Annotated in this window: 8 protein-coding genes; 6 read left to right on the top strand and 2 right to left on the bottom strand. The window is 67.3% G+C overall.

Annotated elements, in window-relative coordinates; all coding sequences use genetic code 11:
* From JSV65_18995 to JSV65_18980, 4 genes are all read left to right on the top strand, one after another.
* On the top strand, positions 1–681 hold a 681-nt coding region (locus JSV65_18995), incomplete at its 5' end, for a sulfatase-like hydrolase/transferase (protein UCH34580.1).
* A 51-nt stretch (positions 682–732) separates the two neighbouring features.
* Positions 733–1,626, top strand: coding sequence for an SDR family oxidoreductase (locus JSV65_18990; protein UCH34579.1), 894 nt, complete (start codon positions 733–735; stop codon positions 1,624–1,626).
* 110 nt (positions 1,627–1,736) lie between these two features.
* Positions 1,737–2,942, top strand: coding sequence for a DegT/DnrJ/EryC1/StrS family aminotransferase (locus JSV65_18985; GenBank protein UCH34578.1), 1,206 nt, complete (start codon positions 1,737–1,739; stop codon positions 2,940–2,942).
* A 139-nt stretch (positions 2,943–3,081) separates the two neighbouring features.
* Positions 3,082–4,014: a hypothetical protein gene (locus JSV65_18980; GenBank protein UCH34577.1), complete on the top strand. Its 933-nt coding sequence runs from the start codon at positions 3,082–3,084 to the stop codon at positions 4,012–4,014.
* Positions 4,015–4,060: 46 nt separating this feature from the next.
* On the opposite strand, the gene JSV65_18975 is transcribed toward JSV65_18980, so the two are convergent.
* Both JSV65_18975 and JSV65_18970 read right to left on the bottom strand, forming a co-directional pair.
* Positions 4,061–5,863: a hypothetical protein gene (locus JSV65_18975; GenBank protein ID UCH34576.1), complete on the bottom strand. Its 1,803-nt coding sequence runs from the start codon at positions 5,861–5,863 to the stop codon at positions 4,061–4,063.
* A gap of 102 nt (positions 5,864–5,965) precedes the next feature.
* The gene (locus JSV65_18970; protein UCH34575.1) at positions 5,966–7,783 is read right to left on the bottom strand and encodes a heparinase II/III family protein; all 1,818 of its coding nucleotides are present in this window, start codon (positions 7,781–7,783) and stop codon (positions 5,966–5,968) included.
* A 250-nt stretch (positions 7,784–8,033) separates the two neighbouring features.
* Here JSV65_18970 and lipA point away from each other — a divergent pair, with 250 nt between their 5' ends.
* Positions 8,034–8,957, top strand: a complete 924-nt coding sequence (gene lipA / locus JSV65_18965) for a lipoyl synthase (protein ID UCH34574.1) — start codon at positions 8,034–8,036, stop codon at positions 8,955–8,957.
* 25 nt (positions 8,958–8,982) lie between these two features.
* Positions 8,983–13,500 (top strand): translocation/assembly module TamB domain-containing protein, encoded by a 4,518-nt coding sequence (locus JSV65_18960; protein UCH34573.1) that lies wholly within the window; start codon positions 8,983–8,985, stop codon positions 13,498–13,500.
* Positions 13,501–13,741: the final 241 nt, after the last annotated feature.

Genomic DNA, 13,741 nt, shown 5'->3' with positions numbered 1-13,741 from the left:
TACCTCGACCGATTCCCCGCAATCGCCGACAGCAAGCGGCGCACCTACGCGGCAATGCTCAGCGCGATGGACGACGGCGTCGGCGCGGTAATCCGCGAGTTGAAGAACGCCGGGCTGTACCGGGATACGTTGGTCCTGTTCCTCAGCGACAACGGCGGGCCGTCCTCGGGCAACGCTTCGAGCAATGCGCCCCTGAGCGGCGTGAAAGGCACGGTGCTCGAAGGGGGGATCCGGGTGCCGTTCATCCTTCAATGGCCGCGGCGGGTGCGCGGGGGACGCACGTACGGCCACCCCGTGACAGCGCTTGATATACTGCCCACAGCAGCGGCTGCCGGCGGAGGCGCACTGCGCGGCGGGCGCGCGATAGACGGCGTGAACCTGATTCCGCACATCACGGGCGAGAAGTCGCAGCCGCCGCACGATGTTCTCTTCTGGCGGTTCGGCGCACCGCGCGCGGTGCGCCGAGGCGAGTGGAAGCTGATTGCCCCGACAGATCAGCCACCCCGGTTGTACAACCTGACCGAGGATATCGGCGAAACCGACGACCGCGCCGAGCGCGAGCCCGGCGTCGTCGCGAGCCTGGCGAAATCGCTCGCCGCGTGGGAATCCCAGTTGTCCGAGCCGCTGTGGCAGCGATCGCGGCGGCGCAGGCAACGAGCGGTCACGGGCAGGGCGAGGTAGCATGCGCCCCAGTGCGACCGCGGAGCGATCGGTTGAAGAGGAGAACAAGGCTTGAGCGCAGCGTTATTGGTGACCGGGGGTTCGGGGTTTATCGGCGGCCACGTGCTCGCCGCGGGGGCGGCGGCGGGCTGGCGCGTCATCAACGCCGACCGGCGTGAGGCCGCGCCGGTTGGGGATGTCGAGTTTCGCGAGATGGATATCGCCGACGGGGGCGCGGTCGCCGCAGTCATCGGCGAGACGCTCCCCGCCGCAATCATCCACTGCGCTGCCATCGGCGACGTGGACGAGAGCGAGCGCAACCCCGACCTCGCGTGGCGGGTAAATGCGTCCGGCACGGCGAATACTGCTCGTGCCGCCGCGCAGATCGGGGCGCGACTGATTCTCATCTCCACCAGCACGGTCTTCGACGGGCAGGCAGGACGCTACGTCGAGGACGACCCGCCGAATCCCCTCAACGTCTACGGCCGCACCAAGGTCGCGGCGGAGCATGCCGCGCGCGTGCTTTGCCCCGCGGCGCTGATCACGCGCATCTCGATGGCGTACGGTTACCCGCGCACCGGCGGTGCGTCGTTCCTGACCAGGGTGGAGGAGCAGCTGCGCGCCGGAGAGCCGACCAACCAACCCGCGGACGAGTTTCGCACCCCGATTGACGCACTGACGTGCGCGGATGCGCTGGTCGAACTGGCAGGCATGGACACGACCGGAGTGCTGCACCTCGGGCCGCGCGAGCGCATCAGCCGTCATGAATTCGCGGTGAAGATCGCGCGGCGGCTTGGAGCGGACGCCGCGTTGGTGGAGGACCGGCGGGCGGAGGCCATCCCCGGCCGTGCGCCGCGACCGAAGGACGTCTCGTTCAACACCGACCGCGCCCGCGCGCTGCTGCGCACGCGGCTGCTCGAGCCGGACGATGGCCTGGCGCGGGTGATGGGGCAGGTCGCGGAGTAGCCGCCGATGCCTCTCTACGTTCGGCGGAAACATGGATTGCACGACTCGGCGGGGAATAGAGACGTCGTGAAGGCAGTGCCGCCACACACGTGGCGGTCGGATGTGATGGGATGACAGAGAAGAAACCTGGGATTGTTCGCGACTTGCAGACGCGCTTCGGCAGCATCTACGGCCTCGAGGAAGCGCAGGCCGTGCTGGATGTGCTCGCGTGCGACGCGCCGACCGCCGGCCCCGAGGTGGCGGCCTTCCAGCGCGAGTTCGCGGAGTATATCGGGGTCAAGCACGCGCTGGCGGTCACCAACGGCACGGCCGCGCTCGAGATGGCGCTCACCGCCATCGGCGTCGAGCCGGGGGACGAGGTCATCACCACGCCTTTGACATGGGTCGCCACCGCAAACGCAGCCGCGACGCGCGGGGCCACCGTCGTGTTCGCGGACGTTGACCCGCGGACGCTGAATCTCGACCCGCGGGCGGCGGCGGAGAAGGTATCGCCGCGCACCAAGGCGATCGTGCCCGTGCACCTCTACGGCCAGTGCGCCGACATGGATGGGTTCATGGCTCTCGCCGACGAGCACGGCCTGGCCATTGTCGAGGATGCCGCGCACGTACCCGGCGGCGAGTGCAAGGGGCGCAAGGCGGGCGGCCTCGGACACATCGCGTGCTTCAGCTTCCACGAGCAGAAGAACATGTCAACTCTCGGCGAGGGGGGCATGGTCACGACGAACGACGATGCGCTCGCGGAGCGCGTCGCGTCGTATCGCTCCCACTGCTGCCGCGTGTTCGGCGGGAGCCTCAAGTACCTGCCGATTGACGAGACCAAAGTCCCGCGCGACGAGCGCTTATGGTGGCAGGAGTTCGACGACGCGGGCTACAACGTGCGGATGACGGACATGCAGGCCGCGGTCGGGCGGATTCAACTGCGCAAGCTCGACGATCTCAACGCGCGGCGCATCGCCAATGCGCGGCACCTGTCCGCGCGTCTTGGCGAGGTAGACGGCATAACGCCGCCGTATGTCGCGCCGGAGGTCAAGCACGTCTTTCATCTCTACCTCGCGCTGGTTGAGGCGGACGTGTTCGGCATGGGCAAGACGGAGTTGATGCGCAGGCTGCTGCACGAACACGGGGTCAAGGCGGGAACGCATTACATCCCGCTCAACTGGACGACCGCGTATCGCAGGCGCGGTCACGCCGAGGGCGAATGCCCGATTGCGGAGGCCGCCTTTGAGCGGCTGATTACGCTGCCTATCCATCCGCGGCTGACGCAGGATGATCTCGACTACATGGCCGACGCCATCGCGTCGCTGGCGCGGGGGTAAGGATTGTGCCGCAGATGAACGGGGATGAACGCGGATCGTTCTGAAAGAGAGAACTGCATCCGCAGACGCACGTGCCTCAGCCGGGCGGTGCAGCGCTGCGGGTGATGTCGGTGGTCTTTGCGCTCAGGGCTGGTTGACCATGCGTGCCTTTCTTGAACATATCGCGGTAAGCATCCGGAGGACCGTGCGGCCGTGGGTGATCGGGCTGCGCGGGCGCGGCATTGTCGGCACCGCCGCCGCGGGCGATGCGACGTTCGAGGTGGATCGCGTCGCCGAGCGCCGCCTGGAGGCGCTCCTGCGGCGGTCGGGGCGCTCGCTGCTCTACTACTCCGAGGATCGCGGCCTGGTGTCCATGGGCTCGGGTGAACCGGAAGCGGTGCTCGTCGTTGACCCCATTGACGGGACGCGCAATGCGCGGTCCGGTTTCGAGGGGTGCATGGTGTCGGTGGCGGCGGTGTGCGGCGCGCCGCTCGCGAAGCCGGAGGCGTTGACCCTCGGCGATGTAACCCATGCGTGTCTTGCTGAGATCGTCGGGCGCCGCGTCTTCTCCGCCGAGCGGGGATGCGGCGCAGGCTGGCGCGAGGGAAGCCGCAGCTTGCGGCCGCGGCTGTCCACCCAGACCGACATCCATCACATCGCCTGGAGCCTGGGCATTGTGGGCAGGCCCGCGCGGCCGCTGTTCGACGTGATGGGCGAGCTGGTGGATCAGACGTCACTCACCGGCGGCTTCCACACCTGCAACAGCATCGCGTTCTCGCTGACGCGGCTGGTGACCGGGCAGCTCGACGCCGCGCTCGACATCGCCAACCGCATCTACCGCGACCGGCCCGAGACGCGCGCCGCGTTCGCCGCCGCCGGGCGCGGGGCGGTCATGGGGCTGTGCCCGTACGACATCGCCGCCGCTGTGCTCGTCGCGCGCGAGGCGGGCTGCGTCGTGACCGATGCCTACGGCGAGTCGCTCGATTCCACGCCGGTTCTGACAGGGGGAACCGGATCCGTGAGATCGCTCATCGCCGCCGGCAACCCGACGCTGCATCAGCAACTGCTTGATTACGTGAATGCGCGGGCTTAGCCGCGGAGCATACGCCCATCTGGTCTCGTTCTACCCGTGTCCACTGTCACGCGAGTGCCGGAAAGGGCAGTTCTATGATGCGGCCATCCGGCGCCGTGAGAATGCACCGGTCGCGCGACGCTTCCGCGTGCCACTCCTTCAGCCACTTCGCGTAGCTCTCAGGCGAGCCTTCCCAAGGGCCGATAGCGAGGACAGCGAATGCCCGGAGTCCCTGGAGCGGCTGCGCGCTCTCGGAAAGACCCAGCACGCACCAGTCACCGCTGTAGTTACTAAGGCGGTCTGACCGACCGGTAGTCTTGAGTTCGATGATGCCGAAGCCGAAGCGCCGGCCCTCGCCGCATGGGTAGAGGAACCAGTCGCAATCCGTCTGCTCGTCGAGGACGCGCCCTCGCTCGATGCTCTCCCCGCGCCCGAAGAATAGCTCGCCGTCTCTGTGCGAAAGCAGCAGCAGGCCGGCCCACTTCACAATCCCCGGCACCAGCTCTTGACGGCAGTTGATGCTGAGCACGCCGAGCAGTTGATCTCCATCTTTGGCTGCGCCGAAGACAATCCGGTCCGAGGCCGGGATGCCCCGCTTCTTGCGAGTCGCTGCCGAGTAGGGTGCCTGACGGCACGCGAGCACATCATCCGAGACCATTGTCGGCAGGAATTCCATGAAGTCCCACCAGAAGAACTCGTCATCGGTCCAGAGTTCGAGGCCCTGCAACGCAACCGATGGTGTGAAGTAGCTCAGAGGGCTGACAAGGTTGCCGACGGCAGCAACGTCCGAGCCGCTCTCATAGCGACGTATGAAGAGGCGTGACGAACGGTACTCATATGGTACGGCTGGCCTGCTCGCCGCAACCTCCTGCCGCAGCCATCGTTTCACGGCACACAGTGCCTCCGCCGTGCCGATAGCGTACTGAACCGCATCCATCTCAAAGGCCCAGCCCACCTCATGGCGCTTGCACCCAATGTAGCGCGGGCCGCGCGGAGTGTACGTCTCGCTGCGCACCTCCTCGTCCCGCTCCCACTTCCGGAATAGCGCCCGCGCGAGCCATTCGCTGGACCCGTCGGACAGCAGCGCCGCGGCAACTCTGAGGCCGACCACCCACTGATCCATCGTGTACCGGCACACCGCCTTCCACAGCTCGCGGCAGTCCGGCCCCATCAATTCCAGCGTCGGCTCGTAAATGAACATGGGAAGGATTCGGGAAACACCGGCAATGAGGCGCAACAACTGGGGACGGTGCTCGACCTCACAGGCCTGCGCGGCCCACCGCACCATCTGCGGCGAGTACGTCAGGGAGACTTCGCTGGGAACGCCGTTCTCATCGCAGCGTTCGGCGAGAATGGCCTCTGCGCGCGCCCGCGACTCGCCGCGCATGCGCTCGTCGTCCAGCGCCCAGCCCGCGACCCCCAGCCCCACCGCCTGGAGCAGCGCGACGTTGATCTTGCTGTCGGAATCGAAGTCCCAGCGCTTGGCCAGCAGCAACTCGCCAAGGGGTCTGAACAGCTCCCGCAACCGGGCAAGCTGTGATGCTGGTAGCACGCTTTCCGCGGCCCGGTAGCAGTCGAAGAGCGCCCACATTTGGAACGCGGTGTCGTAGGCGCTGAACTGAGGCTGGCGCTGCCCTAGGACGTGATCGATCTCGCGCCACGCCGCCGCGAGCAGTTCCGTGTCGCCGTGATACTGTGAGTGCGGATCGGCGTACTGACTCAGGAGCACGGTCGGCGACGTGAGGTGCATTGCTTCGGTCTGAAACGCGAGCGGGTTTTCCTGCAGGTGCTGAAGCACAACCGGCACCCGCCGGTCCACGACGGCCGCGACTTCTTCGGGACATATGGGCGGCGGCTCGCGGGTAGTCATGTTCATAATCGACGTTGAGCCTAGCCGCGTGAGCCCTGGCGCACTCAGCCGTCTCTGACCCGTGCCAGATTCGCAGGCCTGCCCCCAGTCGCCACTGGCTCCCTACTCTTGCCCCGCGAGCTTAACCCACTCGGCCAATGGCGTCAATGCAGGTGCGCGCACCGCTGCCTCAGGCGTGAGCAGGATGGCGAGGCGCGCCTCGCCCGATACGCCCGGCAGGCGCACCACAAGCTTCGTGATCCCCTCGTTGCGCTTCTGCGGCGGGCCCGGGTCGGCGGAGGCGATGGCGAACTCGGCTGTGTTTGGCGAAAGGACGCGCGCGGTCAGCGACGCCTCGCCTTGGGTGAGCGTCGCAGTCGCTCCGTCAAGAGACACCGCCGCCGGCGTGTGCATCGCCCATTCGACGTCAACGGCCTCCCCGGTCTCGATATCGTCCTGAATCAGCACGTGCTTGCGATCGAGTAGGGTAACGCCCCGCCATACCTTCTTCGTCATCGGGTACGCGGTCGATAAGTCGGCGACGGCGAACGCGCGCTGCGGCGCCGAGTGGAACGCGATCATCGGCGCCTTCGCGGGCAGCGCCTGGTTTTCGCCGTTGAGCATCAGCGTGTTCTGACCCGCGGTGGCGTTGCGATAGTACGTCCAACGCTGGGGCTCGAAGAAATACCCGGGCAAGTTGTAATCGTCCGCACCGAGCTCCGTCGCCCAGCGCTGTCCGAGCGCATCGAGGACGAAGGTGCCGAGGTCGAGATGGCCGTGATTGTACGGGTTCTGACCGCCCTTGAAGCCGATGAAAACGGCGTTCGGATCGGCCCACGCGCTGCGCAGGAAGGCGACCTCGACGCCGCGGAAGAGCTTGTCCAGGGGCAGGTCCGGCGGGAAGTCTCCCTCGGCGTCATACCACAGCAGCGCCCACGGATCCGGGGAGGCCGGAACCTGCCGTTCGAACCACGAGTAGAGCGGCTTGCGGTAGCGGCGCGCGAACCAGAACATCTGTGACGCGCCGCCCACGCGTTCGCTCGCGTCGGCGAAGTTGAACGTTCGGTATGTCGGCCCGCAGGAGTAGACCCGAAAGTCTCCGGCGAGGGCGAGGCCGGGGTGATCGGACAGCCCGAAATCGGCGCCCAGTGCACTGTCCAGCGCGGCGAGGAGATAGGCGCTGTAGCGGCTGCCATAGCCCCAGTAGCCCGGCCCTTCGCCCCACGCGCCATCGGGCGAGTATTCGTCGAGCGATTTGCGGAGTGACGGCGGGATGAAGTTGAGGATGGCCGCCGCGAGTTCAGGCTCTTCGTCCGCGATGGCGAGCGCGCCGATGCCGATGCCGCCATTGCAGACCTGGGTCCAGTTGTGCGTGCCGGTGGTCCAACCGACGCTGCGCTCGTACCGATCAAGGGCCGGTTTGAGGCCCTTGTCAACGATGGCCTGTGTGATTGTCGCGCGCTGTTCCGGCGTGAGCGAATCGTAGAGCCAGTCGTAGCCGACGGCGGCGGCGTGCGTCATCTCGGCGGTGTCGAGGAAGTGGAAAGGATGCCAGTCCTTGAACGCGCAGATAGTCATCATCTCGCGGATGGCCCGGTCGGCGTGGGCGCGTTCTCCGTCGAGGCGGTAGATCAGCGCGAGCGTGGCGATGCGCCGCAGCGCCTCGCGGCTGACGTGGAGCAGGCGAGGGCCGATCAGCTTGTACTCGACCGGCGGTTCGCCGAGCATCTCATCCGCGCGGGTGCGCAGGTAGTCGTGCCATTCGCGCGCCGTGGCATCGGATGCGATAACCGCGCGCAACCGTCGGATGTCGTCGTCGCTCGCGAGCAGGCGCGGGTGACCGGGCCGGAGTGTGGCCAGAGGGTTCTGTTCGCCGCTTGCGCAAGGCACAGCGAGAAGCAGCAAGACAGGCACAATCAGTATGGATTGATCAATCGTCACCACCCACCTCCGCGCTGCAGGCGTGTCGCTTTCCTGCCGCAGTTGGGACTCCGATTCCCCTCGATCCGTCGCAACACCTTGCCTTGCACCGGGCCGCGGTGGCGCTGACGCGGGGCCCACGCGCCGTGGCTCGCCTTGAGCCTGCCGGGAGCGCACTTGCGCCAGCTCAACTCGGCCTGACGCGCCCGCTCGCGACAAAGCAGCCTGGTTGCGGCGAAGCGTGCGGTGTGTTGTGGCTTGACAGGGCCGCATGGGCGTTCCTATACTGCATGAAGTGACCCCAAGGCGGCGACGTGTGGTGCTGCAGCCCGTCGCGGCGATCGTTCCGAACACGATGTCCATGTCAACACATCTTCCTCCCTGGCTGGTACCGCGCCACCGCAAGGGGCCGGCTCTGGAGCGCATGACGCCGGTCTTGCGCCGCTGCGGCGTGTCAACGATCTGCGAGCAGGCGCGTTGCCCGAATGTCGGTGAATGCTTTGCCGCAGGCACGGCGACGTTCCTCATTCTGGGGGAAGTCTGCACCCGCGGGTGCACGTACTGCGCGGTGGGGCATGGCCGGCCGCGGCCGCCCGACGCGGAGGAGGCGGAGCGCATTGCCGCCGCGGCTCGCGAGTTGGGCCTGGATTACGTTGTGGTCACCTCCGTGACACGTGATGATCTGGCGGACGGCGGGGCCAGCCAATTCGCCGCGACCGTAGCCGCCCTACGCGACGCTCTGCCGTCCGCACGCGTGGAGACGCTGGTGCCCGATTTCGCGGGCGATGAGGCGGCACTGCGACAGGTGATCGCGGCGAGGCCGGATGTTGTCGGTCACAATGTGGAGACCGTGCCTCGGCTCTACCCCGAGGTGCGACCCGGCGCGGACTACCAGCGCTCGTTGGCGCTGCTGCGTTCGGCCGCGAACGCGGGACTGCGGACGAAGAGCGGCGCGATGCTCGGTCTCGGCGAGGAGTTGGACGAAGCGCGCGAGGTGATGCGCGACCTCAGGGAGGCGCGTGTCGGCATCCTGACGCTCGGCCAGTACTTGCAGCCGACGCGTCGCCACCTCCCTGTCGCACGGTACATCGAGCCGCAGGAATTCGCGGCGCTCGAGGAAGAAGCAAAGGCGATGGGCTTCGACGATGTGAAGGCCGGCCCGTTCGTGCGCAGCTCGTATCGCGCCGGCCACTAACGCCCGCCGTCCGACTAGCCAAAGCATGCGGCGAATCTCGAAGATACTGCTCATCCTCATTCCCCTTCTCATCATCATTGGTGCGGGGGCGGCGGCCCTGTGGCGGGAACACCTCACCTCCTACCTCGTGCCGGTCATCGAGAGTCAACTCTCCCAGGCGCTGGAGCGGGAGGTGCGCGTCGGGCGCATCACGGGCGGACTGGCGCGCGGGGCGGTGCTGCACGACCTCCGCATCGCCGACGGCGAGCGCCTGCAGCAGGGCGCGCTGCTGCAGGCCCGGCGCGTGGCGGTGCGCTACCGGTTGCGCGACCTGGTTGTCGGCAAGCAGGGAGCCGCGGCGATTGACCGGGTCGACGTCACCGGAGCGCGCCTGAGGCTCGCACGCGACCGCACGGGGAAGTGGAACATCGCTCCCCTGCTCAAGCCGCGGGTGCCGCCGGTCGCGCGTTTCACGGGAATCATCAACATCGCCGACAGCGCGGTGGTCTTCGAGGATGAGTCGCCACCAGCGGCCATCAAGCGACCGCTGTCGATCGCTCTTGCCGACGTGAGCGGTCGAGTCACGCCGCACCCGGAGCAAGGCATGGCTTTTCGTGTGCGCGCGGCGGTCGGCGAGGGCGTTGCGGAAAGCGTCGAGGTGACGGGGGCTTCGGGAGCCGCGGGCACGGCGCTCAATATCCGAATCGTCGGCGCGGGCCTCGCGCAGTGGGATCGGCAGCTTGCCCTGTCGGGCATTCGCATGCTCGCGGGCACCGCCGATATCGAGTTGAGCGGGGCCGTGCGTGAAGTGGACGGTCGCACATCGTTCGACTACCTCGCGCGGACGCAGGTGCGGGACGGCGCGGTGACGGTTGCGCAGATCGGGGTTCCGTTGCGCGCGCTTAACGGCTCCGCGATGATCGCCCCTGACCAGGTTCGGCTGCTCGACCTCAACGGCGCCGCGGGAGGGATGCCGTTCAGCGCCTCGGGGCTCATCGCCGGATTCAAGCAGCCGCAGCTCGATCTCCGCGTGAAGGCGGACGGACTCACTACCGATGGCGTTGCACGCCTGGCCAAGTTGAAGCTGCCCGCGGAACTGGCGGCTCAAGGCGGTCACGCCGAAGTCGCCGTCCGCGGGAGCCTTGAGCATCCCGTCGTCGAGGGAACGCTGCGCGTTGAGCAAGGGCGATTCAGAAGCATTACGGCGAGCGATTTATCCGCTCAAGCCCTGTACCGCGACGGCACGGTATGGCTCCACGGCCTGAGGCTCGACGCGATCGGGGGGGGAATCACGGGGGACGTATGGATCAGGCCCGGCGCAGACCAGGTGGAGATCGCGTTCGAGGCTGCGGGCAGCGAGTTGAGCGTCAAGAGCGCACTGGCCGCGGCCGAAGTCGAGAGCCCGCGGCCGACGACGGGGACCGCCGCAGCGCGCGTTGCCGGCACCTATGACGAGGACGGCCTGCGCATCGGCGGGAGCTTCGAGGCGCGCGACGGCACGTTTGGCGATCTGGCCTTCTCGTCGGCGTCGGGGGTGGTGGAAGTGAATGGCGGCGACGTACGCATCGCCTCCGGCCGAGTCGAATCGCCGGCCGGTTCCGCGGTGGTGCAGGGCAGCGTGGCCGCCGACCGAGCGCTGAGCCTTGAGATTCGCGCGAGCGGTGTTGACTTGGCGGCCGCGGCGCGCGCCGCCGGCATGGAGGATCAGCAGCTCGGCGGTGTTGGCTATTTTGCGGGAGCGCTCTCGGGCACGATTGACGAACCCACGATATCAGGCAGCTTCCAGGTGATAGACTTCGAGTTCGAATCCCCGGAGTTCGAGCGCCAGGCGATTGCCTTTCTGAGCGGCGCGGTAGCAGCGTCACGCACCTCGGTTCAGGTTGAGAACGCACTGGTATACCAGGAGGGCGCGAGGTACGTTGTCTCGGGCTCGCTGGAAGGGCTTGACCGCCCGCAGCGCGAGGACATCGCGATTGCCGCCACCGTCAACGTCGGATACGCCCACCTCACGGATCTCCTCGACATGGCGGGCATCGCCGCCGATCTCGACGGTGATGTTGAGGCAACCGTGAAGATCGGCGGCACGATCGGCGCGCCCACGGCGAGCGGCCAGGTTGTCGTGCGCCGCCCGGTATGGAACGGCTGGGTGCTTGACAGCGCTGAGGGACAATTCGAGTTGTCCGACGACACGGTCCGCATCGCGGGGGCAACCGCTCAGGTCGCCGATTCCACCGTGACGACATCGGGGCAGGTATCACTGGAGGGTGACCTGCAACTGGCGTTCGCCGCCGACGTGCAGCTCGCCGGCATCAGGCCGCCTGAGTCGGTGGAGGTCCCGCCGCTCGATGTCGCCGGACGGCTGACCGCGCGCGGTGAGATCAACGGCACGCTCGAGCAGCCGCAGATAACCCTCGACGCGCAGTCGGAACAGGTCAGCGTTAACGGAGAAGAGTTCACTGACATCGCCCTTGAGGCGGCGTACGCGCCGGAGACGCAGCGGCACGAGTTCCGCTTCGCCTTCGCGCAAGGCGCTGGGCATTTCTCTCTCAAAGGTTCGACGGACTGGGACGCCGAGGCGGTGCACGTAACAGCAGACGTGGACGAGGCGCGGCTTGCCAGGCTGCGGCGCGCGATACAGGCGATCGGCGAGCAGTTCGCGGAGGATTCGGCGATGTGGAACGCGGCGCACGCCGCGGCGAGGACGCCGTCGCCGGTGCGCGGGAGGCTCAGTGCGCAGGCCGAGTTCGCGGGCACGTGGCCGGATCTCGCCGGCGAGGTGAAGCTACAAACGACCAATGCGTCGCTGGCAGGAGCCCCGCTTCCCGACGCGACGGCGTCGGTTGGAGTCGAGGGGCGGGTCGTTGCTGTGCGGAGCTTCGAAGCGCGCCAGGGCGATGCGTACGCCACGGCGACGGGGACGATAGACCTCGACGGCCCACTGTCGCTGGAGGTGGATGCGTATAACCTCCATGCCAAGCTGTTCGACCCCTGGCTGGACTTGCCGCAGGAAGTGGGTGGCTCCGCGGACGTGTCTCTGTCGGTCGCGGGCACGTTGGAGCACCCCGAGGTCGTCGGCTCGATGGAGGTTGCCCGGTTGTCCGCGGGTGGCGTGAGCGTTGACAACCTCCAGGTGCCGCGGTTCGAGGTGAGTGGCAACTCGCTTGTGGCAGAGCAGATCAACGTCGCAGTCGGGCCTCACGTCCTGCACGCGTCGGCGGCGATACCTGTGTCGTGGGAGCCAATCGGGATAGATCGACAGGGGCCCCTATCCGTCGCACTGGACGTGACCGATCAGGATCTCGCGCTGCTGGCGGAACTGGTTCCGGGCATCGGCTCGGTATCCGGGTCACTGGACGGAGGCGTCGAGCTGGGAGGCTCGATCGAAGAGCCCGAACTGAGACGCGCCATCATCGTCAGCGGCGGCACGGTGCGTCCACGCGGCCGGGAAATGGAGGTCACGAATCTCGAGAGCACGATTCAGTTTGCGGGGCGGCGGATCGCTCTCGAGCAACTGACCGGTTCGGTTGGCGAGGGCGCCTTCAGGGCGAGCGGCGAAGCGTCACTGGTGTCACTCGACCCGTCGCAAATCATGTCGAGTCGGTCCGATTTCAGCGTCTCCGGACAAGGGCTGGATGTTGATGCCGGGACCGCCTTCAAGGGCGAGGTAGACGTGCTCCTGAAGCTCGCCAGCGCGGGGCAAGAGGGGGCGCCGCCCGTGCTGAGCGGGCAAGTTGCGGTCGCGTCCGGGCAGCTCGGGATACCGCGGCAACCGGAGGTGCGCCCGTTGATCGAGGCGCCGCCGTTCAACCCGCGACTGGACATAGACATTGTCCTCGGGCCATCGCTGCGCCTGCGCACGTCGAGCATATCAATGGAGGTGTCGGGCACGGGACATATCGGCGGCCGCCTTGGGGCGCCGTCGGCGAGCATCATCGCGGAGAGCAGGCGCGGAGTCGTGGATCTCCCCGGCGCCAGCTTCCGCGTCACCTACGCCTCGATGGAGGCGACCGTTGCTCCGCCGCGAGTGCCCGCGCCGGGGATGCCCGCAGTCGCCGACGTGCGCGCCTACATCAGGCTCGATGCCGAAAGCAATGTGCGCGGCTACCGCGTGTACCTCACCATGTCGGGGCCGCTGACGGATCCGAATGTCGAGCCTCGAATTGAGCTGCGCTCGACGCCCGCGATTGACGAAGAGAGTCTGTGGGCGATGATCACCGGGTTGCCGGTCGGGCCGGGGGCCCCAGAGGCAAGTGCGCAGGCCCGGGCGCTGCTGACGACGGGGCTGGGCGCGGCGCTGCTGTCCCCGCTTCAGCGCGAGACGGCGCAGGCGCTGGGGTTGGAGGAACTCGGCGTCGAGTACAGCCAGTATGAACCGCTGAAGGTGCGGTTGGGGGGCTACGTTTTCGAGAAGTTGTACGCGACGTATCTGCGCAGCGTCTCCAGCACTCGCGAGGCGTGGGATTTCCGGTTGGCGTACCAGGTGCTGCCGACGCTGTCGCTCGGCATGCGCATCAACGAGCGCAACGAAACCTACTGGGAAGCGCAAACGACGCGGAGGTTTTGAGGGTTAGGGCGGCACTCCGCGGCGTGCCGCGCGCACTGGTTGGGGGGAGATGTGCGGTCTGTCAGCTGCGCGAAGAGCGCGGTTGCGGATGCTGGCCCGTGACTGTGCCAGGGATCGCGTGGGGGGGTCTTCGCCGGATTTCCGGTAGCCGTTAGCCGTTCTGGACTATTTCCCTCGACCTGTTGACATCCCAGGGAAACGTGGTATAATGCAAACAAGTGTTCTTATATTGGGGCGATGG

This window comes from Armatimonadota bacterium, assembly GCA_020354555.1.
Taxonomy (GTDB): Bacteria; Armatimonadota; Hebobacteria.
The sequence above is the reverse complement of the archived record's forward strand: the minus strand, read 5'-3'. Positions and strand labels throughout refer to the sequence as shown.

What these genes read in the sequence shown, in the direction of transcription:
- JSV65_18980 (UCH34577.1), top strand. Translation starts at nt 3,082, where the DNA reads ATGCGTGCCTTTCTTGAACATATCGCGGTAAGCATCCGGAGGACCGTG.
- JSV65_18975 (UCH34576.1), bottom strand. Translation starts at nt 5,863, where the DNA reads ATGACTACCCGCGAGCCGCCGCCCATATGTCCCGAAGAAGTCGCGGCC.
- JSV65_18960 (UCH34573.1), top strand. Translation starts at nt 8,983, where the DNA reads ATGCGGCGAATCTCGAAGATACTGCTCATCCTCATTCCCCTTCTCATC.
- lipA (UCH34574.1), top strand. Translation starts at nt 8,034, where the DNA reads ATGGGCGTTCCTATACTGCATGAAGTGACCCCAAGGCGGCGACGTGTG.
- JSV65_18985 (UCH34578.1), top strand. Translation starts at nt 1,737, where the DNA reads ATGACAGAGAAGAAACCTGGGATTGTTCGCGACTTGCAGACGCGCTTC.